The following is a 24,789-nucleotide window of genomic DNA, read 5'->3' on the forward strand; positions in this document are numbered from 1 at the left end:
GTTCCCTCGTTCCGATCAATCCGTGTAACCGAATTTCTTGAGCATGTTTTCGTCGTCCACCCAGCCTTCCCGCACTTTCACCCACAGGCGCAGGAACACCTTGCGTTCGAACAGATGCTCCATCTTGCGGCGCGCAGCGCTGCCGATGGCCTTGAGTTGCTGGCCGCCATTGCCGATCACGATGGCCTTCTGGCCATCGCGCTCCACCCAGATCACCGCGTGGATTTCGGCAACGCCGTCCTCGCGATCCTTGAACTGTTCGATCTCCACCGTGGTGGCGTACGGCAGCTCCTGGTCGAGGCGCAGCATCAGCTGCTCGCGCACCATCTCGGCGGCGAGGAAGCGTTCGCTGCGATCGGTGATCTCGTCCTCGCCGTACATCGGCGCACGCACCGGCAGGCGCTTGAGGATGCCCTGCTCCAGCTCCTTCAGCCCTTTCTCCTTGAGCGCACTGACGTAGTACACCTCATCGAAACTGTGCTGCTCCATCAGGCTGGCGACGAACGGCAGCATGGCCGACTTGTCCTTGCTCAGATCGACCTTGTTGATCGCCAGCAAGCGCGGGATCTTCTGCTCGACCAGTGCGTCGTACAGCGCCTGGTCCTCGTCGGTCCAGCGGCCGGCTTCGATCACCTGCACGGCCAGGTCGACTTCGCTGATCGCCGAACGCGCCGCGCGATTGAGGCTGCGATTCATCGCGCGCTTGGCACCGCGATGCAGGCCTGGCGTATCGACGTACAGGATCTGCCCGGCCTCGCTGGTGGCGATGCCGAGGATGCGGTGGCGGGTGGTCTGCGGGCGCGGACTGACGATGGACAGGCGGAAGCCGATCATCGCGTTCAGCAGCGTGGACTTGCCCACGTTGGGGCGGCCCAGCAGCGCGACCGCGCCGCAGCGGAAATCCTCGTGCGGCAGCTCGGCAGGCGCGGGAGTGTCGAATTCGTCGTGGTCGCTCATGATCGGGTGTCCTGCAGTTGGCGCAGCACGGCTTCGGCTGCATCCTGTTCGGCGGCACGCCGGCTACCGCCTCGGCCTTCCGCGCTCAGTGGCAAGGGCTCGGCGATCGCACAGGAGACATCGAATGTCTTGGCGTGCTCTTCGCCGTAGCTGTCTTTCAGTTCGTAGTGCGGCAACGGCCAGCCGCGCGCCTGCAGCCATTCCTGCAGGCGGGTCTTGGCATCCTTTGAGGAGCGCGGGATAGCCGCGACGCGCTCGGCGAACAGGCCGCGCACCGTCTCGCGACAATGCGCGAAATCGCTGTCGAGATAGACCGCCGCCATCAGCGCCTCGAAGGCATCGGCGAGGATCGAATCGCGCCGGAAGCCTCCGCTTTTCAACTCGCCGGAGCCCAGCTTCAGCTCATCACCCAATTCCAGTTCGCGCGCAATCTGCGCCAGCGCCTGACCGTTCACCAGCTGCGCGCGCAGACGCGACAGCTCGCCTTCGCTGGCATTGGGATGGGCTTCGTAAAGCAGCTCGGCGACCACCACGCCAAGCAGTGCGTCGCCGAGGAATTCCAGCCGCTCGTTGTTCGGCTTGCCGGCGCTGCGATGGGTCAGTGCCAGTTGCGCCAGCGCCGGATCGCGGAAGCGGTAAGTCAGCTTGGTCAAATAAACCTCAAGTACCCACGTTGCCCTGCAGTTGCACGCTCTTCTGGAAGTGCAGCAGGAAGTCGATGTTGTACATGAACGGCACGCGCTTCTCGTACGACACATTGAGCTGCGCGGCGTTGTTGGCGCGCGTGATGGTGATGTCCTTGGGCTTGATGGTGGCGTCGTCGACGTACTGGAAGCCCATCTTGAACATCAGGTCGCGGCGGATGTCGTCCAGACTCTTGCCTTCAACGCCCGCGCTGGCCACCTGGTTCATCGCCTTGTTCACGCCCATGAACTCGGTATAGGCCGGCACCAGCTTCATCGCCATGTAGCCGAAGAAGGCCACCACCATCAGCACCAACAGAAACCCGATCAGGGTGATACCCGATTGCTTCGCTTTCATAGTCCCCTCGCTATGCCGGTGACGGCAGTCCCGCAACGTATGTGTGGAATGGTGCCACGTTGCCGGCCGCCCGGCATCGCGCCCGCGGATTTTGGCGCTGCGGCGGGCCGGCGTCACGCCGCCCGATCCGACCGCCGTCACGCTTTGCTTAATGGATCACCTTACCCATGCGCGAGAAGTCCACCCAGCCCGCATCCGGCCCCTTCCAGCTCAGCCATACCAGGAACGCCTTGCCGGCCAGATTCTGCTCCGGCAGACAGCCCCACCAGCGGCTGTCCGTGCTGTTGTAGCGATTGTCGCCCATCACCAGGTAGCAGCCCTGCGGCACCACCGAGGGCACCCGCTCGTTCGGAATCGGCGGTGGGCGGTTGTAGGCAGGCATGCGCGCGGTGAGGTGGTTCACGGCAACGCCGTCTTCGGTGCGCAGGTGCTCGTTCCACACCGTGGCGCCCATTTCCAGCATCAGGCGGTCTTCGTCGCGCTTGGGGTTGCCCATGTAGGGGCCCACTTCGTCGGCGGCGACCAGCTCGCCGTTGATCATCAGCTGATCGCCATGCATCTCGATGCGGTCACCCGGCAGGCCGATCACGCGCTTGATCCAGTTCTGGCTCTGCAGCGGTGCCTGCGGATTGGCGCAGGTCTGGTCCCCGCTGCGCACCAGTTTGCCATCCATTTCGCACAGGTAGCCGGGGAAGCGGAATACCACCACGTCGCCGCGCTTGGGCTCGCCCAGGCTGACGAACTTGTTGTTAAAGGCCGGCATGCGCAAGCCATAGGCAAACTTGTTGACCAGGATGAAGTCGCCCACGTCCAGGGTCGGCATCATCGAGCCGGAAGGAATGCGAAACGGCTCGGCCACGAACGAGCGCAGCAACAGCACCACCAGCACCACCGGGAACAGCGAGCGCGCCCAGTCCACCGGCATCGGATCCTGCGGTTCCTGCCCGGCTGCCTCGGCCCTGGCCTTGCGGCCTTTGTAGAAGAACAGGCGGTCCAGGCCCCAGATCACACCGAACAGCACGGTGAGGCCAAGCAGAATCGCCGAAAAATCGAAATCCATGAGGGCTCCTTCAGAGCGTGTATCGCGGAGGGAGATGGGTGAGCCGGCCGGTCGCGCCGGCGGATTCGCGGTAGCCCCCTGTCCGTTCCATGCCTATCCGCGCCTTATTTATCCACCTTGAGCACGGCAAGGAAGGCCTCCTGCGGGATCTCCACGCGGCCCACCTGCTTCATGCGCTTCTTGCCTTCCTTCTGCTTCTCCAGCAGCTTCTTCTTGCGGCTGACGTCACCGCCATAACACTTGGCCAGAACGTTCTTGCGCAGAGCTTTCACGGTGGAGCGCGCGATGACCTGCGCGCCGATCGCGGCCTGGATGGCCACGTCGAACTGCTGGCGCGGGATCAGGTCCTTCATGCGCTCGACCAGGTCGCGACCGCGACGGTCGGCATGACTGCGGTGCACGATCAACGACAGGGCATCGACGCGGTCGCCATTGATCAGCACGTCCACGCGCACGAACGGGCCGGCATCGAAGCGCTCGAAGTGGTAGTCCATCGAGGCGTAGCCGCGCGACACCGACTTCAGGCGGTCGAAGAAGTCCAGCACCACCTCGGCCAGCGGCAGCTCGTAGCTGATCTGTACCTGGGTAGCCAGATACTGGATGGAGCGCTGAACGCCGCGCTTCTCCTCGCACAGCGTGATGATGTTGCCGATGTAGTCCGGCGGCGTGAGGATGTTGGCGACGATGATCGGCTCGCGGATTTCCTCCACCTGCGGCGACGCCGGCAGCTTGGCCGGGTTGTCCAGCTGCATGACGGTGCCGTCGTTCTTGAGGATCTCGTAGACCACGGTAGGCGCGGTGGTGACCAGGTCCAGGTCGTATTCGCGCTCCAGGCGCTCCTGCACGATCTCCATGTGCAGCATGCCGAGGAAGCCGCAGCGGAAACCGAAGCCCATCGCCTCGGAACTCTCCGGCTCGAAGAACAGCGCCGCATCGTTGAGGCGCAGCTTTTCCAGCGCCTCGCGCAGTGCGGGATAGTCATCGGCGGAAACCGGAAACAGGCCGGCGAACACGCGCGGCTGCATGGTCTGGAAACCGGGAAGCGGCTTCTCGGCCGGCTTGCCGGCATGGGTGAGCGTGTCGCCGACCGGCGCGCCGTGCACGTCCTTGATCGACGCGGTGATCCAGCCCACTTCGCCCGCTGCGAGCTTGTCCAGCTTCTTGCGCTTGGGCGTGAACACGCCCACTTCGCCCACTTCGTGCGTGCGGCCGGTGGACATCACCAGCAGCTTCTCGCCGGGGCGGATCTCGCCCTGCATCACGCGCACCAGCGAGACCACGCCGAGATAGTTGTCGAACCAGGAGTCGATGATCAGCGCCTGCAGGCGGTCGGTGCCGCGCGGCTTCGGCGGCGGAATGCGCGCGACGATGGCTTCCAGCACTTCCACCACGTTCTGGCCGGTCTTCGCGCTCACCGCGACGGCGTCGGTCGCATCGATGCCGATCACTGCCTCGATCTCGCCCTTGACCTTCTCCGGATCGGCGGTCGGCAGGTCGATCTTGTTGAGCACCGGCACCACTTCCAGGCCCATCTCCACCGCCGTGTAGCAATTGGCGACGGACTGCGCCTCCACGCCCTGGGCGGCGTCCACCACCAGCAGCGCGCCTTCGCAGGCGGCGAGCGAGCGGCTCACCTCATAGGAGAAGTCGACGTGGCCGGGCGTGTCGATGAAATTCAGCTGATAGGTCTTGCCGTCGCGCGCCTTGTAGGGCAGCGATACGGACTGGGCCTTGATGGTAATGCCACGCTCGCGCTCGATCGGGTTGCTGTCGAGCACCTGGGCCTCCATTTCGCGCTCGGCCAGGCCACCGCAGATCTGGATGATGCGGTCGGCAAGCGTCGACTTGCCGTGGTCGATGTGGGCGATGATGGAAAAATTGCGGATCAGTTCCATGGAGCACGCTGGCTGCGGTCATCGCCTGCGGCGATGCGCAGGCAGCGTATCGCCGGGATGGCGATACGAACCCGGCATTATCGCATGGAATATGAAGACTCCGGGCAGTGCCTTTCGGCGGAGCCTGAACGAAGCGGGGCGGCCCGAAGACCGCCCCATACAAGGACTTACTCGGCATCCCCGCTTTTGGGGATAGTCAATCCGACAAAGCCGCTCTGTTCGCCGTGGCGCACCAGCAGAAGCGCCGTGTCGCCCGGCTTGAGACCCTTGGTGGCCTCGCGGAAGGCTGCCGCAGTGCCGATGCGCTGCTGGTTGACCATCAGGATCACGTCGCCCGGCTGCAATCCGGCGCGGGCCGCGACGGGACCGGTGACGTCACCGATCAGCACGCCCTCCCCCGCTTTCAGCCCGAGCTGTTGGCGGGTATCGCTGTCCACGTCTTCGACCGAAAGACCCAGCGCCGCCGAACCGCTGTGCGCCGCGGGCGCCTCGCCACCGCCGGCGGAAGCGGTCGCGGCCTTGCCGTCGCGCTTCATCTCGCCGATGGTCACCGGCACGTCCTGCTTCTTGCCGTCGCGCAGGATGCTGAGCGTCGCTTTGCTGCCCGGCGGCGTCATGCCCACCAGCGGCGGCAGATCGGCCGCCTGGGTGATGGGCTGGCCGTTGTAGCCGACGATGATGTCGCCCGGCTTCAGCCCGGCCTTCTCGGCACCGCTGCCGGCCATGACCTGGGTCACCGCCGCGCCGGAATTGGAGCCGAGCTTGAGGCCCTTAGCGATATCGTCGGTGATCGGCTGCATGGCCACGCCGAGCTGACCACGCGTGACGTAGCCCTTCTCCTTGATCTGCTTGACCACGTTCATGGCCACGTCGATCGGGATCGAGAACGCCACGCCCAGATAACCGCCGGTGTTGGAATAGATCTGCGAGTTCACGCCGACCACTCGCCCTTGCAGGTCGAACAGCGGGCCGCCGGAGTTGCCGCGATTGATCGGCACGTCGGTCTGGATGAAGGAGGTATAGGGCTGGTCCTGGCTGCCCAGGTTGCGGCCTACCGCACTGACGATGCCCTGGGTCACCGTGTAGTCGAAACCGAACGGCGAGCCGATCGCCAGCACCCACTGGCCCGGCTTGAGGCTGCGCGAATCGCCGATGCTCACCATCGGCAAGTTGCCGCCCGCGTCCACTTTCAGCAGCGCGATATCGTACTGGGGATCGCTGCCGACCACCTTGGCGGTGAGCGTGCGGCGATCCTGCAGGCGCACGGTGACCTGATCGGCGTCCTCCACCACATGGGTGTTCGTGAGGATGTAACCGTCATTGGAGATGATGAAGCCCGAACCGAGCGAGGTGCGCTGCTGCTCTTCCGGCGAGGGCACCATCGGCATGCCGAAGAAACGGCGGAAGATATCCATCTGCGGGTCGTCAGGCATCGCGCCGCGGCCACGCACCATGGGCGTGGCCTTGCGGCTCTTGCCGGTGTACTTGGCCTCGACGTGCACCACCGCAGGAGCGTTCTTCTGCACGATGCCGGTGAAATCCGGCAGGCTCGCCGTCGGCGCGGGCGCCGTGCTTGCCGCTTGTGCCTGCGCTCCGCTCGCCACGGCAAGCGACACCAGCGCGCAGCCCACTGCGCGACGCAGGTTCGATCGACTCATGAATTCCTCCTTAGGTTCTTTCAGGCATGGAAAGGAAGGGATGCAGGAACGCCCTCCCGCCGGATGTGCATCGGCCGGCCCTGGAGCGGGACCGGCCGATGCGGACGAGAGGAAAAACCGGAGTGGCGGGCGCATGGACCGCCGGATCACTGCGCGGGCGCTTCCTGCGGCGGAGTCACGTGCTGTGTCCGCTGCGCCTGCGGCGCGAGCAGCAGATAGCTGCCATCGCCGTTATTGATCGCCCGGTAGCGATCCACCTGATAGGGATTCAGGCGATTGCGCGAATAAAGAAAGGTGTCCTCGCCGCCATCGACGGTAGCCGAGGCCTGTTGGGTCAGAGCCGATGGCAGGCCGGCATAGTTATTCAGCCAGGCCGGCGCGGCCGCGGGCGTATCCACGCGCGCCGTGGCGGTGGCGGCCCGGGGGGCAATGGGCTGGCTCGAACCGCGCAGCGTCGCCACCTGCGGCGTCGCGCTGTCGCTGCCACGGCCAGCCGGCTGGGTCACCATCAGAGCGGCGACCGCGACCGTGGCCGCGATCGCGCCACCCGCCGACCAGCGCAGCCAGTGCCGGCGCCGGCCAATACCGGCCGCAGCCGATTCCTGATCGATCGCCAGCATCACGCGCGCCGAGAATCCCGTCGACGCCAACGGCGGCAACTGGCGGCGCAGGCCATCGCGTGCCACGTGGTAACACGACCATGCCTGTTGCAGGGAGGCATCGTGGTCCAGCCGCCGCAGCAGGAAGCGAAGTTCCTCTCGGGTCAGCTCGCCATCCATGCCGGCGGACAGGTTTTCGCGATGATTGTCAGTCATGGAGTCAGGTCCTCGCGGTCCGAAAGCAGGGGCCGCAACTTCTCGTCGATTGCCTCGCGTGCCCGAAAGATGCGTGAACGCACCGTACCGATCGGGCAGCCCATCGCCTCGGCGATTTCTTCGTAACTGAGGCCATCCACCTCGCGCAGCGTGATGGCGGTCCGCAGTTCCTCGGGCAGGGCTTGGACCGTGGAAAACACCGTTTGTTCAATTTCCTGGCGCAGGAGTTCGCGCTCGGGCGTGGCTGTCTCCTGCATGCGGTCCGATCCGGGGACGAAAACCGCATCATCCACCGAGATATCGTCCGCCGGAGGACGCCGCCCCATCGCGACCAGGTGGTTCTTGGCCGTGTTCACCGCGATCTTGTACATCCAGGTATAGAAAGCGCTCTCTCCCCGAAAGGAACCGATCGCCCGCCAGGCGCGGACGAAGGCCTCTTGGGCCACGTCCTCGCACTCGGCATAGTTGTTCACATAGCGGGAAATCAACGCGATGACCTTGTGCTGATACTTGCGCACCAGCAGGTCAAAAGCCCGCTTGTCCCCTTTTTGGACCCGCTCGACCAGGGCGCTGTCCAGTTCGTTTTCGCCCATCCGGGCCGTCTCCTTCTGACTGCTGCCACCCGCTGATAAAGGATGCCGCCGGTTTGGGACGGTCCGCTATGACAAGCACCGGGCCGCCAAGTTCAGTCGCGCCACCGTCCACAGCATCTCGCCACGCCAGCTTGGGGCCCAGTGCGGAATGGCACTTACCCCGGCCGGCCGGGGGCGCATCGTAGCGAACGCGGCAGCCACCGTTCCCGCCGACCATCCGCGGATCAGATATAAGGCCGCCCGGGAGCGAGGCAAGCATCGTCAGGCATCGCCTTCGACGGTGGCCAGCAGCTTCTGGCGCTCCTGCAGCAGCTTCTCGAAGCTGGGTGTGGGCAGCGGACGGCAGAACAGATAGCCCTGCAGCTCGTCGCAGCGATTGGCGCGCAGGAAATGCAGGTGTTGCTCGATCTCCACGCCTTCGGCCACCACACCGCGCTTCAAGCGATGGGCCATCTCGATAGTGGCTCGTACGATGGCTTCGTCGTCGGGATCCACGCCGATGTTGCGTACGAAGCTCTGATCGATCTTGATGCGGTCGGCCGGCAGCTTGCGCAGGTAGTCGAGCGAGGCAGCACCGGTGCCGAAATCGTCAATGGCGATGCGGCAGCCCAGCCGATGCAGCCCGTGCAGGTTTTCCACCAGGTTCGGCGCGGCCTTGATGCTGATGCTCTCGGTCACTTCCAGTTCCAGCAGGCCAGGATCGAGGCCGCTCTCTTCAAGTGCGGAAGCCACCACCTCCAGCAGGCTCGGCTGCATCAGCTGCACGGCCGAGAGATTCACGCCCAGGCGCAGCCGCAGGCCGAACTTGCGCTCCCATTCCTGGGCCTGTCGGCAGGCAGTGCGCAGCACCCATTCGCCGATCGAGACGATCAGCCCGGTTTCCTCGGCCAGCGGGATGAAGAAACCTGGGCCGATGTAGCCCAGCTCCGGATGCTCCCAGCGCACCAGCGCCTCCATGCCCACGATGTCTTCGCTGGCCGCATCCACTTGCGGTTGATAGAACACCCGCAGCTCGCCGTTGTGCTCGGCGTGGCGCAGGCCCGACTTCAGGGCCATGTTCTGCTGCTGCGCCTGCTCGGCGCTGATCTCGTAGATCTGGTAGTTGTTGCGGCCCAGGCTCTTGGCCGCATACATCGCCTCGTCGGCGTGCTTGAGCAGCGTCTCGGCGTCTGGCGCATCGTCCGGGAAGAAGCTCACGCCGATCGATGCGGTGACCTGCAGTTCGGTGCCGTCGTCGATGCGGAACGGCGCCTCCATCACCTGCACGATCTTCTCCGCGACGCGCAGCACGTCCTCGCTCTTGACGATGTGACGCAGGATCACGACAAACTCGTCACCCGCATACCGCGCCACCGTGTCCGATGCGCGCACGCTGGTGCGCAGGCGTTGCGTGGTGGTGACGAGCACCTGGTCGCCTACCGCATGACCAAGGGTATCGTTGATGGTCTTGAAGCGATCCAGGTCGACGAACAGCATCGCGAAGCATTCGCCGGTGCGGTTGGCCTCGCGGATGATGGTGTCCAGCCGGTCATTGAAGAGCAGGCGATTGGGCAAGCCGGTAAGTGCGTCCAGCAGGCCCTCGGCGCGCCCCTGCTCGCGGGTGCGGCGCAACTCCAGGGCATGAGCGAAGCGCGCGGCGGCACAGCGCAGTACCGGCTCGATGATCGCCAGCTCACCGAACGGCTGACGCGTACCGGCCAGCAGCGCGCCCAGTACGCTGTTGCGCTCGTCCAGCAACGGCAGACCTGCGAAACCGCTCAGACCCAGTTGCTCCAGCAGCGGGTCCATTGCCGCCAGGCGACGCGCGTCCCCCGGATGCAGCATCGCTTGGCCGGACAGCACCAGGCGCAAGGAACTTTGCAGCTGCGGACTCGGCCAGAGCTGATCTTCGCCGGACCAGCACTGCGCCAGCTGCACCGGCGCACCGCCATCTTCCGGACGTGCCGACCACACGGCCAGGTAATCCAGCCCGACCTGTTCGAACAGCATCTGTGCCGCCACTGCGATGCTGTCGTCGCCGCTGCCGCTGGCGAACAGTCGCGCAAGCAGCGACAGCGCCACTTCGGCGCGTGCGCCGGCCTTGTCACTGCGGAACACGAATGCCACGGCGTCACGACCGCCGTGGCGCACCTGCCGCGCGCCGGCCTCGCCGCTTTCGAAGCCCTGGCGCGATCGGCGCCGGCAAGGGTGCCAGCGCCGGGAGTCGTCGAGCATCGCCCGCTCCGGTGCGATGCCCTGGAAATCCAGCATTTCGGTCATCGGCAGGCCGATCAAGCGGTCGCCGGGCAAGCCGCTGCGCCGCACCAGAGCCGGACTCAATTCGAGAATGCGTCCGCGCGCGGCGTCGACGATCAGCCATTCGCCATCCATCTCGTCGAAGGCGAAACGGTAATCGCCCTGCCCCTGATCCGAGCCGCCTGCCTGAGGAAGGCCTGCGCTTCCCGTACGTTGCAGGCGTCGCCAACGGGCGATCAACTCGCTTTCGATCTGCGATGCGTACAGCCAGTCGGAGACCCCTGCGGGCAACTGCACCGGCCGCACGGCGGCATCGGCGGTGAGCACGGCGATCAACGGCGCTTCCGCGCATGCCGGAAGGCGGCGCAACTGCTCGACGGCGGCCAGCGCGTCGCGTGCGTCGCCGTCCAGCACGATCACCACCAGCCCCAGCGCCGCGCGTCCTTCCAGCAGGATGCCCGCATGGGTCGTGTCGCGGGCGGAGTGCACCGCCAGGTGACCCTCGCGGTCCAGGGCGTCGAACACGGCACGGCGCAGCTCGCGCTGCGCGGCCACCACCATGATGCCGGCATGCATGGGCATGGCGTCAGAGCAGCCAGCGGCCGTCGCGCAGGCGAGGCCGTTGCGCTGGCTTGACCTGGCAGCTCAGGCGCACGATGACGTCGCTCAATCCTTCGACCAATGATGCCGGGGCGTCCAGCAGCACGATCCGGCGTACGTGGCCCGTCGGGGTGCGAGCCAGCTGGCGCAGCAGGGCCACGTCCGGCGCGGCGAGCGGCAACGGCAGCCGGCGCAGCAAATAGACGCCAAAATGGTTGCTTTGCTGGATGTAGCGCAGCACATGGCCGAGCCGCGGATTCGCCACCACGTCGGCATGCTCCTCGCGCAGATTGCCCAGCCCTTCTTCAGGACTCCACAGGTAGATGGTCTGGCCGGTGCGCCGCACCAGCGTGCGGAACTGGCCGATCAAGGCCTCGCTGTCTGCGTCCTCCAGAGCCACCAGGCAGCCGCGCGCGGACAGGAGGCGCTCGAGGATATCGGCGCCGGGCTGGACGGCAGAAGCGGCAATGGAGGTATTCATCTGGGCGGTAAGTTACGCGGTCCCGATGGCTTCGCCTAGCAGGCTCGCCGGAATGGCAACCGCGTTCCATGCGTCAGCGCACAAGCCGCGCTTTTACGCCATTTTCATGGACTTGGACGCTCCGCCGGGGCATCTCGCAATCCTCGCTACGGGAGGGTATGGTGCGAGCCTTTCCAAGCTGGACCTGACCATGTTCGAAGGATTGCGCTTCAACCACTGGAAGACGAGCCTGGATGACAGCGGCATCGTCACCCTCACGCTCGACCGGGCCAACAGCAGCGTCAACGCGCTTTCGCGCGAGGTACTGGACGAACTCGGGCAAATCGTTGAGCGCCTTTCGATCGAAAAGCCGGCCGGCGTACTGATCCACTCGGCCAAGCCCGGCGGCTTCGCCGTGGGTGCGGACATCAAGGAGTTTGTCGAGTACGCCAAGCAAGGCACGGTGTTGCAGAACATCGAGAATGGCCAGCGGGTCTTCGAATCCCTGGCCCGCTTGCCCTGCCCGACGGTGGCCGCCGTGCATGGCGCCTGCATGGGCGGTGGCACGGAACTGATCCTGGCCTGTCGCCAGCGCGTCGCCGCGGACGACGACAAGACCAAGATCGGCCTGCCCGAAGTGATGCTCGGCATCCATCCCGGCTGGGGTGGCACCGCGCGCCTGCCGCGCCTGATCGGCGCACCGGATGCCTTGCCGGTAATGCTGACCGGCAAGGCGCTCTCGGCCAAGCGCGCCCTGGGCCTGGGCGTGGTCGATCGGCTGGCTCCGCCGAACGAACTGCTGGCTGAGGCGCGCGCCTTGCTGCGACGGCCGAGTGCGCGCCCCATGACGCGACGCCTGAAGGCATGGGCCACCAACACCTGGGTGGCCCGCCAGCTGCTGGCGCCGATGGTGATCAAGCAGACCGCGGCCAAGGTACGCAAGGAGCACTACCCGGCGCCCTTCGCGCTGATCAGCGTGTGGCAGCGTGGCGGCGCGAGCATCCAGCAGCGACTCAAGCTGGAAGCGCGCTCGGTGGCCAAGCTGGCCGAGACCGATACGGCGCGCAACCTGATCCGCATCTTCCTGCTGCAGGAGCGCCTGAAGGGCCAGGGCGGCGGCGTGGAACACGGCATCGAACACGTCCACGTGGTCGGCGCCGGCGTGATGGGCGGCGACATCGCGGCCTGGGCCGCGTTCAAGGGTTTCCAGGTCACCCTGCAGGACCGCGAGATGAAGTTCATCCAGCCGGCGCTGGATCGCGCGCGCCAGCTATACGAAAAGAAGCTCAAGACGCCCGAGAAGATCGAGGAAGTTACACGCCGCCTGCGCGCCGACGTGGAAGGCAAAGGCGTCGCCTCGGCGGACTTGGCGATCGAAGCGATCTATGAAAATCCGGAAGCGAAGAAGGCTCTGTACGCAACCATCGAACCGCAGTTCCAGGCAGACGAGATCCTCGCCACCAACACCTCGAGCATTCCGCTGGACGAACTGCGTCAGGGGCTGAGCGCTCCGCAGCGTTTCCTCGGCCTGCATTTCTTCAATCCCGTGGCGCAGATGCCGCTGGTTGAAGTGGTACGCCATGACGGCCTCGATCCCGCCGTGGAAAAGCGCGCCCTCGCCTTCTGCAAGGCGATCGGCAAGCTGCCGGTAGCGGTGAAGGGCACGCCCGGCTTCCTGGTCAATCGCATCCTGATGCCCTATCTGCTGGAGGCGATGCGCCTGTACAACGAAGGCGTGCCCGGCCCCGTGCTGGACAAGGAAGCGAAGAAGTTCGGCATGCCGATGGGCCCGATCGAGCTGGCCGATACGGTGGGCCTGGACGTGTCTGCCTCGGTCGGCAAGGAGCTGGCCCCGTTCCTGGGCCTGGAACTGCCACCCGGCCTCGAGGACAAGCTCGGTGCCGGCAAGCGCGGCAAGAAGGATGGCCAAGGTTTCTATGTGTGGCAGGACGGCAAGCCGCAGAAGCCGGAAGTCGACCCCGATTACGCCGCACCGGCCGACCTGCAGGACCGGATGATCCTGCCGATGGTCAACGAAGCGGTGGCCTGCCTGGCCGACGGCGTGGTGGACGATGCGGATCTGCTCGATGCCGGCGTGATCTTCGGCACCGGTTTCGCGCCCTTCCGCGGCGGCCCGATCCAGTATGTGCGCAGCGAGGGCGCCGCCATCGTCAAGGGCAAGCTGGAAAGGCTGGCCCAACGGCATGGCGAACGCTTCGCACCGAAGAAAGGCTGGGATCTGCCGATTCTCGCGCAGCCGCCCGAAGCCTGAAGATCCGCAATAAAAAAGGCCGGCGTTGCCGGCCTTTTTTATTGCGCCACGCAGAAACCCCGCGGCGCGTCATTCACCACATCAGATCGTCGGGTACGCCGTCCTCGCCCACGCCGCCGGCACCGGGGTCCACCAGCAAGGCCAGCAGATGCGCATCGATCTCGCGCACCTGCTCGGCGATGGTACGCGCCACCACCAGATAGCGACCGCCTTGCTGCACCACGCCAAGCTCGCCCACATTGAGCGCCGCCAGCTGCGCTTCATCCACGTAAACCCGACGAATCTTGCCGCCGTATTCGAAATGACGCGGATGCTCAGCATCAGGCTTGTTCAGCGCCTGCCCCTGCAGCAGCTGGTGAATCTTCTGCTTGCGCTCGCGCTTGAGGCGCGCCTCTTCGGCGGCGGCCTGTTCAGCCTGACGGCGTTCGGTGGCGTCGGCCTGCTTACGGATGGCGTAGGCCTTGGCCAAATCGATCTCGCCCTCTTCGCGCGGCTTGCGCTGCGGCGACTGCCCCTTGGGCGTCCCGCCCTTGTGCGACGGCCTGCCTTGCGGCATGGCCTGGCGCTTCTCTTCACGGACCTGTTTGACGATGCCGCTCTTGAGCAGCTGATCGCGCAGGGATTCGGCCATGGTCGGAAAACCTGTCTTGCGTGGGTTGATCGGTAAACGGTGAATCAGTAATGCGGCGGCGGCGGTTCGCTGTGCGGATCGTGCGATTGCGCGACGCGCAGCGAGGCCATTTCCTGGCGCAGATCGCGCAGCATCTGCTCCAGCGCCAGGATGCGCTGGGCCTGCTCGGTCTCTACGGACACCAGTCCATTGACGGCATCGTCCAGGAAGGTAAGCCGTACTTCCAGTTCGGTCAGACGCTGTTCGAGCGAAAGTGACACGTCACACCCTCAAGCTGCGGCCGCGACCGATACCGTAATACGCCAGCCCAGCCTCTTCGACCGCGGCGGGATCGTACAGGTTGCGGCCGTCGAAGACCGCCGGGCTCCCCAAGGCGCCGCGGATGCGCGCGAAGTCGGGACTGCGGAACGCCTTCCACTCGGTGACGATCGCCAAAACATCGGCGCCTTCCAGTGCCTGGTAGGCGCCGTCGCACAGCACGAGGTCCGTGCGATCGCCATAGATGCGGTGGGTTTCCTCGCGTGCCTCGGGATCGAAGGCGCGTACCGTCACGCCCGCCTGCCACAGCGCTTCCATCAGCTGCCGGCTTGAGGCTTCACGCATGTCGTCCGTGTTGGGCTTGAAGGCCAGCCCCCACAGCGCCACGGTGCGCCCCTTGAGCTCGCCGTCGAAGTGTCGCGAGATCAGCTCGAACAGCTTGCTCTTCTGATCGTGGTTGACTGCTTCCACCGCGCCGAGCAGGCGCGCCTCGTAGCCGACGCCGCGCGCGGTGCGTTCCAGCGCCTGCACGTCCTTGGGGAAGCAGGAGCCGCCATAACCCGCACCGGGATAGATGAAGTGGTAGCCGATGCGCGGATCCGAGCCGATCCCCTGGCGCACCAGCTCCACGTCGGCGCCGACGCGCTCGGCGATATTGGCGATCTCGTTCATGAAACTGATCTTCGTCGCCAGCATCGCATTCGCTGCGTACTTGGTGAGCTCGGCCGAGCGCTCGTCCATCACCACGGTGCGGTCGTGGTTGCGGTTGAACGGCGCATACAGCTTGCGCAGTACGCCGATCGCGCGCTCGCTGGAACTGCCGATGATGATGCGGTCCGGACGCAGGCAGTCCTCGACCGCGTCGCCCTCCTTCAGGAATTCGGGATTGGAGACCACATCGAATTCCACGCTGACGCCACGCGCATCGAGCTCGGCGGCGATCGCCTCGCGCACGCGGTCCGCGGTGCCCACGGGCACGGTGGACTTGTTCACCACCACGGCATAGCGATCGAGATGGCGGCCGATAGTCCGCGCCACGCCCAGCACGTATTTGAGATCCGCGCTTCCGTCCTCGTCCGGCGGCGTACCCACCGCGATGAAGATGACCTGGCCATGCGCGACGCCCGGCGCCGGCTCCACGGTGAAATCCAGCTGGCCACTGGCATGGTTGCGCTTGACGATCGGCTCCAGGCCCGGCTCGTAGATCGGAATCTCGCCGCGCTTCAGGCGCTCGACCTTGGCCGCGTCGATATCCACGCAGACTACGTGGTTGCCCATTTCGGCCAGGCAGGCACCGGTGACCAGACCCACATAGCCGGTGCCGAAAATGGTGACTTTCATCGTCGGGACGTTCCGCGCAAAAACTCAAGACCGCGAATTCTAGCAGGCCCTTGCGACACCTCACTCACCGGGCCCGCAAAAAGCAACGGGGCGCGAATCGCTTCGCGCCCCGTGCCGTGTAACGGCAAAAAAGCCGACGCTTACTTCGCGCCGCCCTGGTCGCCACCGGCCGGCGTCGGGCCGGTCTTCACCAGGGTCACGTCGAAGATGATCGTCGCGTTCGGCGGGAAGCCGTTCTGCGGCTGCGCGCCATAGGCGATGTTCGACGGAATGAACAGCTTGTAGTGGCCGCCCACCTGCATCAGCTGCAGGCCTTCGCGGAAGCCCGGGATCACGCCGGCCAGCGGGATGGAAGCCGGACCCGTGCTGCCCTCGTGCTTGGACGAATCGTCGAACACTTCGCCGCTGACGAAGCTGCCGACATAGTTGATCTGCACGGTGTCGTTCGGACCCGGGCGGGCGCCGGTACCCTGGCTGATCACCTGATACTGCAGGCCCGAAGCGGTGGTCTTCACGCCAGCGGCGGTCTTGTTCTTGGCCAGGAAGGCGTCGCCTTCGGACTTGTTCTTGGCGGCGACCTTCTCGTACTCGGCCTTGGCCTTGGTCTGCAGATTGGCGACGAAAGCGTCGCGCACCTGCTTGGCCTCGGCCTCGCTCATGGTCGGCTTCTGGCCCGACAGGGCGGACTGGACCGCGCGTGCCACGGTGGCCGGATCCACTTCCTCGCGCACGAGCGGGGGAAGCTGGCTGGCCAGATCCCAACCGACCACGTAGCTGGCCTTGGTCTTGTCGACCGCACCGGCCGCGGGAGCGGCGGACTTGGCGGCCTGGGCGTGCGCGCCGGCGGTGAGGCCCAGCGCAACCGCCAGCGCGGCGGCCGTCAGCGTGGGACGCAAGAATTGCTTCATTTGAAACTCCCTCGTTTTTGGATGTCCCGGTGCTCACCGGACGGGCCTCCCCGATGGAGGCAGCGCCCCGCATTGTGAGGCGCCTTACCGGTCTTAGCAACGAGTTCGAACTGCGACCATCAGGCCAGATAAAGGTTCAAGCCGTATGACGTCGTGGCAATTTGCGATTTCCTTCACGAATGCCCACCAGGACGCCCGTCGCGCTCCAACGTATCTCTGAGCGCCGCCTGCAGGCGCGCGTGAACTTGGACCAGCACGCGCCATAGCAGCCAGGTGAGCGCCAGCCCCACCAGGAGAAGCACAAGCGCCACTTCCCGCGGCGGCAGGATGGTCGACGCCAGCGCCGCCACGAGCAGGCCCAGCACCCACATCGCGGCCAGGGGCACAAGACGGGCCAGCACCGAGCGGATCTTCACGTTGAGCGCGCCGCCCAGGCGCTCCGGAATGCCAAGTTCCGCCAGCAGCATCCCCAGCGCCGACGCCTTGCGGTATGCCGCCACGATCATCGGCAGCGACAGCAGTGCCGCCACGGACCAGGCCAGGGAGCGCTCCACCAGCGGGCGCTGCGCGAGGAGCTCCCAATGGAAGAAATTCCGCCGATACAGATAGGCCATGATCAGGAAGACGGCCACGACGAGCATCATGTTGATGATCACGTGCCATACCAGGCGACGGATCATCTTCATCACCATCGCCCCCTGCCCACTCAGGCTGAGGCTCCCCATCCAGTCCGTGTACGCATTGAACATGCCGCTGACGCCAGCCGGCAGGCGCCGCGCCGACCATCCCGCCAGCGGATCGGCGGCGCGGATCAGATAAGGCGTCAGAAAAGTGGTGATGGCCGACACTGCAACGGCGACCGGATACAGGAAGCTGCTCGTCACCTTCAGGGTGAGGCCCAGCGAGGCGATCACGAATGAAAATTCGCCGATCTGCGCCAGCCCCATGCCCACCCTCAGCGACGTCCGCCCGCCGTTGCCGGCGACGAACGTGCCGAAGCTGCAGGTGATCACCTTGCCCAGCACGACGACGAAGGTCACCACCGTGATCGGCAACGCGTACTGCGCCAGCAGTTTCGGGTCGATCAACATGCCTATGGCGACGAAGAAGATCGCACTGAACATATCGCGCACCGGCCCGATGATGCGTTCCACGCGCGCCACGCTGTCGGACTCGCCCACGATGGCGCCGATCAGGAAAGCACCGAGCGCGATGCTATAGCCCATCTCGGTAACCAGCAGGCAGAAGCCGAAGCAAAGCCCCAGCACCGCCACCAGCAGCACATCGTCGCGGGCAACCCGCGCGATGTAGTCCACCACCCGTGGCACCAGCAGCAGACCGACCACCAGCGACACCACCATGAAAAGCATCAGGCGCCCGATGGCCTCCATCGCCGGCCCCGCCTCCAGGTCGCCCGTACTGGCGATGCCCGTCAGCAGCGCCATCAGCACGACAGCGAGCACGTCTTCGATGATCAGGATGCCGAAAATCAGCTGGGCGAAACGTTCCTTCTTGAGGTCGAGGTCGTCCAGCGCCTTCATGATGATGGTGGTCGAGGAAATCGACAGCATCGCGCCGAGGAACATCGAATCCATCGAACTCCAGCCGAAGAACCGGCCGATCTCGTAGCCGATCCACACCATCAGCACGATCTCGCACACCGCCGCCACGAGCGCTGCGCCGCCGACCGCCTTCAGTTTCTTGAGGCTGAATTCCAGACCCAGCGCGAACAGCAACAGGATCATGCCGAGCTCGGAAAGCGTGCGGATGGTGTCTTCGTCGTGGATGAAGATCACCGGCGAGGTGTACGGCCCGACCAGCACGCCGGCAATGATGTAGCCGAGCACCACCGGCTGCCGCAGCCGCTGAAAGATCACCGTAGTGAGGCCGGCGATCAGCATCACCGTGGCGAGATCCTGGATGAAGTGCAGATCGTGCATGAAGGCTTCCGTGTCGAGTCACCGCAAGACTACACGGCACGGCCGGCGAGCACCCGCGCGATGCTCCTGAGCGCTCCCCTCCATCCGCCCGACGCACCACCGACACGCGACGCCAACATTTCTGAAAAATTTTCTTCGCGGATGCTTGACGAAATCCGGAACCCTATTTATTCTTTCGGGCTCCACAGCAGTGGGGCCATAGCTCAGCTGGGAGAGCGCCTGCATGGCATGCAGGAGGTCGGCGGTTCGATCCCGCCTGGCTCCACCAAAGTTTTTTTTGTACGTCCCCATCGTCTAGAGGCCTAGGACATCACCCTTTCACGGTGGCGACCGGGGTTCGAATCCCCGTGGGGACGCCAGTTTAAACCGAACGCTTCATTTTGAAGCGACGGCAAAAGACTGGAAGCCAGGGGCCTCTTGGTTTCAGTTGTTCGAAAATGCGGAGCGGTAGTTCAGTCGGTTAGAATGCTGGCCTGTCACGCCGGAGGTCGCGGGTTCGAGTCCCGTCCGCTCCGCCACTTTTCCAAGGAACCCGCCTCGTGCGGGTTTTTTGTTGCCCGGCATTCGACCTCCCGCCCGCCTTTCTCGAAATAAACCTACAGCTCGTGGCCCGGCGGCAGTTCGGCCGGCCGGCGCTGCTCCATCGGCTCGAGCGTGCCGCGTGAATGCCCCTGCTCGGCCAGGTATTCGAGCCAGCGGGAAAGAAACCCGTTCATGCGCAGTCGATGCTGCAGCACTGTGTGCGCGGGCGGAAAGGGCCCAAGCACCTGCCACAGGTGCCTGCCCGGATGACAATGCAGCGCCTCGGCGACGTGCGCATCGGTGTACATCCTCAACTGTGCCGACGGCGAGGGATGTCCGGTGTTGGCATCGAGAAAGTCGTAGGTCAGTTCCAGTTCCAGCGTATAGGGATGACGCTCCTGGACCTGCAGGCGGACATCCAATCCGTCATCCACGCTGGAGACGTAGAACCCTGGCGCCAGTTCGTGCGGTGCGAACAGGTGCGCCAGGCGATGGTAGTTCTCCGCATACAGCCCCATCAGGAAGCCGAAGCGATCCGGCAAGAGGGACTGGCGACTGTCCAGCACGGCACTCATAAAAGCGGTGGGTACTCCTCTTAAGTCAGAACATGGTCCGCTCGATACCGAAGCGGTCCAGGATTTTGCTCGCAATCTCTTCGATCGACACGTGCGTCGTATTGAGACTGGAAATACTCTCGCGCCGCATCAGCTTTTCGGCCTGCTCCAACTCCCAGCGGCATTGCTGCAAGGTGGCATAACGACTGCCGGCGCGCCGCTGCTCGCGGATCTGCGCCAGGCGTTGAGGGTCGATGGTGAGGCCGAACAGGCGATCCCGGTAGGGGCGCAGGCGGGCCGGAAGCTCCAGTTTGTCGAGATCTTCTTCCGTAAGCGGGTAATTGGCGGCGCTGACCCCGTAATGCAAGGCCATGTAGAGGCAGGTGGGCGTCTTGCCCGAGCGGGATACGCCAACCAGGATCAGGTCGGCCTGGGCATAGTCAACGTCGATGCCGTCGTCATGAGACAACGCGTAATTGGTCGCAGCGATGCGCGCCTCATACTTGTCGAAGTCCACCAGGCCGTGAGAACGGTTCACCGCCCCGGAACGCTTGGCGCCCAGCTCTTCTTCCAGTGGCCCGATGAACGGCGCGAACACGTCCAGCATCAGGGCGCCGCTTCCGGCCACGATTTCGCACAGATCCCGCGAAGCCATGGTGTTGACCACGATCGGCCGCTCGCCACTCTGGGCGTAGCGAGTCTTGATGCGCAGCGCGGCCGCCTCCGCTTTTTGCGGATCGTCCACGAACGGCAGGCGATGCTTATCGAACTGCACGCCCTCGAACTGGGCCAGGATGCTGTTGCCGATCGTCTCCGCCGTAATACCAGTGGAATCGGAGATGTAGAAAACGGTTCGCCGCATACCTGTCCCGTGGGCCACGCAAAAGAATGGCCGTCACCTTAGCGCATGCGCGAATGCCTGTCTTTGCTTGACCCTCACCTGACTGGTATGCAGTTGGCGCGGCAGTGGGCGTCAATGGTCTTCTTGTGCCCCGCACCATCGGCGACGGACAATACCAGTTCTTTGCGGCTCGATTTGTGGCCGTCAACGCCCTACCCCTACAGAGCTCTTGAGGAGACTCCCTTGAACGATCTGGTGCTTTGGCTCGACTCGCTGCGCATGACCGACCTGGGCAAGGTTGGCGGCAAGAATGCGTCGCTCGGCGAGATGATCGGCAATCTGGCCAAGCTCGGGGTCTCCGTGCCCGGCGGCTTTGCCACGACCGCCGACGCGTTCCAGCAGTACCTGGACAAGAGCGGCGTGGCCAAGCGCATCCAGGCGCGCCTGGCCGACCTGAACGTCGACGATGTCGATGCCCTCACGACCGCCGGCAAGGAGATCCGCGAGTGGGTCACCGAGACCCCGCTGCCGGCGGACCTGGACCAGGCCATCCGCGACGCCTATGCGAAGCTCTGCAAAGACGCCGGCGCGGACAACATCGCCGTCGCCGTGCGCTCCTCGGCCACGGCCGAAGACCTTCCCGACGCCTCGTTCGCCGGCCAGCAGGAAACCTTCCTCAACGTGGTCGGCATCGACGACGTGCTGCACAAGGTCAAGGAGGTCTTCGCCTCGCTCTATAACGACCGCGCGATCGCCTACCGCGTGCATCAGGGCTTCAAGCACGAGGACGTGTTCCTCTCCGCCGGGGTGCAGCTGATGGTGCGCTCGGATGTGGGCGCCTCCGGCGTGCTGTTCACGCTGGACACTGAGTCGGGCTTCCGCGACGTCGTATTCGTCACCGGTTCTTATGGCCTGGGCGAGATGGTCGTGCAAGGCGCGGTCAATCCCGACGAGTTCTATGTGTTCAAGCCCACGCTCAAGCAGGGCAAGCCGGCCGTGCTGCGTCGCCAGCTCGGCGCCAAGCAGCTGCGCATGGTCTATTCCTCCACGCCGGGCGAACGCGTGAAGACCGAACCGACGCCGGCCGAACTGCGCAACCGCTTCTGCATCACCGACGAGGACGTGCAGGAGCTGGCCAGGCAGGCGCTGATCATCGAACAGCACTACGGCCGTCCGATGGACATCGAGTGGGCGAAGGACGGCAACACCGGCAAGCTCTACATCGTGCAGGCCCGCCCGGAGACGGTGAAGTCGCGCGCCCATGCCACTCAGCTGGAGCGCTTCCACCTGGGCGAGAAGGGCAAGGTGCTCGCCGAGGGCCGCGCCATCGGCCAGAAGATCGGCGCCGGCAAGGCCCGCGTGGTGCGCTCGCTGGCCGACATGAACAAGGTACAGCCTGGCGACGTGCTGGTCGCCGACATGACCGACCCCGACTGGGAGCCGGTGATGAAGCGTGCTTCCGCCATCGTCACCAACCGCGGCGGTCGCACCTGCCACGCCGCGATCATCGCGCGCGAGCTGGGTGTACCCGCCGTGGTGGGAACGGGCAACGCGCTTGAGCGGATTCCCGATGGCACGGACGTCACCGTGTCCTGCGCCGAAGGCGACACCGGCACCATTTACGAAGGCACGCTGAAGTTCGATCGCATCACCGCCGACCTGGGCGACATGCCCGAGGCGCCGCTGAAGATCATGATGAACGTCGCCAACCCTGAGCGCGCGTTCGACTTCGGCATGCTGCCGAATGCCGGCATCGGCCTGGCTCGCCTGGAGATGATCATCGCCAGCCACATCGGCGTGCATCCGAAGGCCCTGCTCGATTACGCCAAGCAGGACGCCGACACCAAAGCGAGGATCGACGAACGTATCGCGGGCTACGCCGATCCTGTGTCGTTTTACATCGACCGCCTCGCCGAAGGCATCGCCACCATCGCCGCATCGGTGTTTCCCAAGCCGGTGATCGTGCGCCTGTCCGACTTCAAGTCCAACGAATACGCCAATCTGCTCGGCGGCTCGCGCTATGAGCCGCACGAAGAGAACCCGATGATCGGCTACCGCGGCGCCAGCCGCTATGTCGATGCCGGCTTCGCCGAATCGTTCGGCCTGGAATGCAAGGCCGTCAAGCGCGTGCGCGAAGTGATGGGCCTGGACAACGTGTGGGTGATGATCCCGTTCGTACGCACCCTGGGCGAAGGCCGCAAGGTGATCGAGGTATTGGCCAAGAACGGCCTCAAGCAGGGCGAGCACGACCTGAAGATCATCATGATGTGTGAGGTGCCGTCCAACGCGCTGCTCGCCGACGAGTTTCTGGACATCTTCGATGGCTTCTCCATCGGCTCCAACGATCTCACCCAGCTCACCCTGGGCCTGGACCGCGATTCCAGCATCGTCGCCAACCTGTTCGACGAACGCGATCCGGCGGTCAAGAAACTGCTCGCCATGGCGATCAAGACCGCTCGCGAGAAGGGCAAGTACGTGGGCATCTGCGGCCAGGGCCCGTCGGACCATCCGGACCTCGCCGAATGGCTGATGGACCAGGGCATCGAATCGGTGTCGCTCAACCCCGATACGGTGGTCGATACCTGGCTGCGGCTGGCCAAGAAAAAAGCCGGCTGAATCTGCTGCAAGCCAATGCTAAGGGGCGGTGGCAACCACCGCCTCACAATTTTCCGCACGGAGCTTCATTATCGAGCGCGAGCTGGCACCACTTTGCGCTCGGTTAAAAAACAACACGGCGAGCATCACGGCTGCCGGGATCATGGGCAACACATAGCGCCCCTGACCCTCGAATACACAAATCGCTCCAACGCCGCCAAGCACGATCAATGCGGGGAACAGACCCACCCTCCAATAATCACCGTGCTGCCATACCATGACGCACATGCTGAAGGCGGCGACAGCAAACAAGAACAGGTCAAAGGCGATTACTGTCCAAGACAGCAGAGGCTGGCCGCCAACGTCACGCAGTGGCCAGAAAAGCATATCTCCGCCAGGGCTATAAAATGCCACCGCGAGTCGCTTTCCCGCCAAGCTCGCAAACTCGCGCGGATGAGTCCCGATCCAACGAAGCGCCAGCGACAGGGCAATCCGATCGTTGTATGGCGGCCATCGCACCACCTTCGCGCCCTCGTCCCCTGGCGCGAAGAACGTCTCCGTACCATCGCGTAGAAACAGGAGTTTGTCATGCTCACTCAGCGGAACCTGGGACAGCGGCATCCAATGACCGGTAGCGTTACCGTTATTGTTGACGAGGCTCACGTAACCGGCGCTGGCACTCACCGGGATGAACTCACCAAACACGTTGGCATTCCTGATCACCCATGGCGCCATGACCAGGCAGAACGGCAACAAGCAGAACACTGCGCGGCGAACGATCGCCTTCCCCCCACCCCCCAGGAAACATACAAGCAGGATCACCACAGGCAGGTATTGCGGTCGATTCAAGCAGAGCGCCGCCAAGGAAACTCCGAGGACAATGAGGGACCACAGGCTGCGCCCCATCGCAGCCAGCGCGCCCACCGTCACCAGGAAAATGGACAAACACTCCGTTCCCAGTACGTTGACGTAAAGGACCAATCCAGGATGCAGCGCCATGACGCCTGCCATCGACAAGCGCAACCAGTTCGGCGAGCCCATCAAGACAGCTATGCGGTCCATCAGGGCAATGGCCGCGAATGAAAGCAGAATATTGAGTATTTTCCCCTGCCATATCCCTATGCCGAAGATCTTGAAAAACAGCCCAAGCACAAAAGGATAGGCTGGCCCCTGGATGATGTAGGGATGTCCAGAGTTCGATAGCTCGCCCTCCAATGCCAGGGAAGTCGCTGCTTCGAAGTACCGCCTGAAGTCGAACACCGGCTCGAGCGGCACATGGAAAACCACCCAGATTCTAAGAACCAGACCGAGCAGAAATAGCAACGACAGGCACCAGCGCGTCTTCAGCACCGAATCGTTTGCCCCTGGCGCCAGATCATGAGGAATATTCAAGTGCATTGCTTCCCCTAGGCAAATTGCTCAGCCAGTGCCTCATGCGGTCGCCGCCCCTGCAAAGGGTCCGTCGACCTAAGAAACAACTTGCGAAACCGGATAGAATTGTTACGCTTTGGGGTTGTGAATGGCTCAATGCCAATCCAGGGGACCCAGTCATTCGTTTTCTGCCCACGCTCCAAACATAGCTTGGATGCGCGCCATGAAGCTTGGTTGGCGCC

General features: G+C 64.5%; 20 protein-coding genes and 3 tRNA genes. 5 read left to right on the forward strand and 18 right to left on the reverse strand.

The annotated features are described in order from the left end of the window. Positions 1-15: 15 nt before the first annotated feature. From era to ACNR9O_RS12190, 10 genes are all read right to left on the reverse strand, one after another. Positions 16-957 (reverse strand): GTPase Era, encoded by a 942-nt coding sequence (gene era, locus ACNR9O_RS12145; RefSeq protein ID WP_473680170.1) that lies wholly within the window; start codon positions 955-957, stop codon positions 16-18. Then, positions 954-1,610, reverse strand: a complete 657-nt coding sequence (rnc, locus tag ACNR9O_RS12150; protein WP_473680168.1) for a ribonuclease III — start codon at positions 1,608-1,610, stop codon at positions 954-956. Before rnc ends, era begins: the two co-directional genes overlap by 4 nt. Positions 1,611-1,617: 7 nt before the next feature. Then, a complete protein-coding gene (locus ACNR9O_RS12155) occupies positions 1,618-1,998 on the reverse strand; it encodes a DUF4845 domain-containing protein (protein WP_473680166.1) in 381 nt (126 codons plus the stop codon). A 148-nt stretch (positions 1,999-2,146) separates the two neighbouring features. After that, on the reverse strand, positions 2,147-3,058 hold the full coding sequence (gene lepB / locus ACNR9O_RS12160) for a signal peptidase I (protein WP_473680164.1): 912 nt from the start codon (positions 3,056-3,058) through the stop codon (positions 2,147-2,149). A 104-nt stretch (positions 3,059-3,162) separates the two neighbouring features. Beyond that, positions 3,163-4,953, reverse strand: coding sequence for a translation elongation factor 4 (lepA, locus tag ACNR9O_RS12165; protein WP_473680162.1), 1,791 nt, complete (start codon positions 4,951-4,953; stop codon positions 3,163-3,165). Positions 4,954-5,120: 167 nt separating this feature from the next. Continuing rightward, on the reverse strand, positions 5,121-6,611 hold the full coding sequence (locus tag ACNR9O_RS12170) for a DegQ family serine endoprotease (RefSeq protein WP_473680160.1): 1,491 nt from the start codon (positions 6,609-6,611) through the stop codon (positions 5,121-5,123). A 146-nt stretch (positions 6,612-6,757) separates the two neighbouring features. After that, on the reverse strand, positions 6,758-7,426 hold the full coding sequence (locus tag ACNR9O_RS12175; RefSeq protein ID WP_473680158.1) for a sigma-E factor negative regulatory protein: 669 nt from the start codon (positions 7,424-7,426) through the stop codon (positions 6,758-6,760). Further along, positions 7,423-8,019: an RNA polymerase sigma factor RpoE gene (rpoE, locus tag ACNR9O_RS12180; RefSeq protein WP_473680156.1), complete on the reverse strand. Its 597-nt coding sequence runs from the start codon at positions 8,017-8,019 to the stop codon at positions 7,423-7,425. Before rpoE ends, ACNR9O_RS12175 begins: the two co-directional genes overlap by 4 nt. Positions 8,020-8,280: 261 nt before the next feature. Further along, positions 8,281-10,830 (reverse strand): putative bifunctional diguanylate cyclase/phosphodiesterase, encoded by a 2,550-nt coding sequence (locus ACNR9O_RS12185; protein WP_473700777.1) that lies wholly within the window; start codon positions 10,828-10,830, stop codon positions 8,281-8,283. Positions 10,831-10,840: 10 nt separating this feature from the next. Beyond that, positions 10,841-11,335: a hypothetical protein gene (locus ACNR9O_RS12190; RefSeq protein ID WP_473680152.1), complete on the reverse strand. Its 495-nt coding sequence runs from the start codon at positions 11,333-11,335 to the stop codon at positions 10,841-10,843. Positions 11,336-11,525: 190 nt separating this feature from the next. Here ACNR9O_RS12190 and ACNR9O_RS12195 point away from each other — a divergent pair, with 190 nt between their 5' ends. Beyond that, positions 11,526-13,586: a 3-hydroxyacyl-CoA dehydrogenase NAD-binding domain-containing protein gene (locus ACNR9O_RS12195; RefSeq protein ID WP_473680150.1), complete on the forward strand. Its 2,061-nt coding sequence runs from the start codon at positions 11,526-11,528 to the stop codon at positions 13,584-13,586. Between the two features lie 73 nt (positions 13,587-13,659). Here the strand turns inward: ACNR9O_RS12195 and ACNR9O_RS12200 are convergent, their stop codons facing one another. The 5 genes from ACNR9O_RS12200 to ACNR9O_RS12220 form a co-directional block, all read right to left on the reverse strand. Continuing rightward, on the reverse strand, positions 13,660-14,217 hold the full coding sequence (locus ACNR9O_RS12200; RefSeq protein ID WP_473680148.1) for a DUF2058 domain-containing protein: 558 nt from the start codon (positions 14,215-14,217) through the stop codon (positions 13,660-13,662). Between the two features lie 44 nt (positions 14,218-14,261). After that, on the reverse strand, positions 14,262-14,477 hold the full coding sequence (locus ACNR9O_RS12205; RefSeq protein WP_473680146.1) for a SlyX family protein: 216 nt from the start codon (positions 14,475-14,477) through the stop codon (positions 14,262-14,264). Between the two features lies 1 nt (position 14,478). After that, complete coding sequence (locus ACNR9O_RS12210) at positions 14,479-15,816, reverse strand: UDP-glucose dehydrogenase family protein (protein WP_473680144.1); 1,338 nt, start codon at positions 15,814-15,816, stop codon at positions 14,479-14,481. A gap of 140 nt (positions 15,817-15,956) precedes the next feature. Next, complete coding sequence (locus ACNR9O_RS12215) at positions 15,957-16,724, reverse strand: FKBP-type peptidyl-prolyl cis-trans isomerase N-terminal domain-containing protein (protein WP_473680142.1); 768 nt, start codon at positions 16,722-16,724, stop codon at positions 15,957-15,959. A gap of 173 nt (positions 16,725-16,897) precedes the next feature. Then, on the reverse strand, positions 16,898-18,664 hold the full coding sequence (locus ACNR9O_RS12220; RefSeq protein ID WP_473680140.1) for a cation:proton antiporter: 1,767 nt from the start codon (positions 18,662-18,664) through the stop codon (positions 16,898-16,900). A 192-nt stretch (positions 18,665-18,856) separates the two neighbouring features. Here ACNR9O_RS12220 and ACNR9O_RS12225 point away from each other — a divergent pair. The 3 genes from ACNR9O_RS12225 to ACNR9O_RS12235 all read left to right on the forward strand — a co-directional run bounded on the left by ACNR9O_RS12225 (position 18,857) and on the right by ACNR9O_RS12235 (position 19,182). Then, a tRNA-Ala gene (locus ACNR9O_RS12225) sits at positions 18,857-18,932 on the forward strand. A gap of 15 nt (positions 18,933-18,947) precedes the next feature. Continuing rightward, positions 18,948-19,023 (forward strand) — tRNA-Glu (locus ACNR9O_RS12230). An 82-nt stretch (positions 19,024-19,105) separates the two neighbouring features. Next, positions 19,106-19,182, forward strand: a tRNA-Asp gene (locus ACNR9O_RS12235). A 78-nt stretch (positions 19,183-19,260) separates the two neighbouring features. Here the strand turns inward: ACNR9O_RS12235 and ACNR9O_RS12240 are convergent. Together ACNR9O_RS12240 and ppsR are read right to left on the reverse strand one after the other, a co-directional pair. Then, the gene (locus ACNR9O_RS12240) at positions 19,261-19,761 is read right to left on the reverse strand and encodes a DUF1249 domain-containing protein (RefSeq protein WP_473680138.1); all 501 of its coding nucleotides are present in this window, start codon (positions 19,759-19,761) and stop codon (positions 19,261-19,263) included. 25 nt (positions 19,762-19,786) lie between these two features. Next, positions 19,787-20,602 carry a posphoenolpyruvate synthetase regulatory kinase/phosphorylase PpsR gene (gene ppsR / locus ACNR9O_RS12245; protein ID WP_473700778.1) on the reverse strand — a complete coding sequence of 272 codons (816 nt, stop codon included), beginning with the start codon at positions 20,600-20,602 and terminating at the stop codon, positions 19,787-19,789. Positions 20,603-20,824: 222 nt separating this feature from the next. Between ppsR and ppsA the strand changes: the two genes are divergently transcribed. Then, on the forward strand, positions 20,825-23,197 hold the full coding sequence (ppsA, locus tag ACNR9O_RS12250; RefSeq protein ID WP_473680134.1) for a phosphoenolpyruvate synthase: 2,373 nt from the start codon (positions 20,825-20,827) through the stop codon (positions 23,195-23,197). 18 nt (positions 23,198-23,215) lie between these two features. On the opposite strand, the gene ACNR9O_RS12255 is transcribed toward ppsA, so the two are convergent. Then, positions 23,216-24,568 carry a hypothetical protein gene (locus tag ACNR9O_RS12255; protein ID WP_473680132.1) on the reverse strand — a complete coding sequence of 451 codons (1,353 nt, stop codon included), beginning with the start codon at positions 24,566-24,568 and terminating at the stop codon, positions 23,216-23,218. Positions 24,569-24,789: the final 221 nt, after the last annotated feature.

The sequence above is a fragment of the Dyella sp. CR10 genome, from assembly GCF_055814425.1.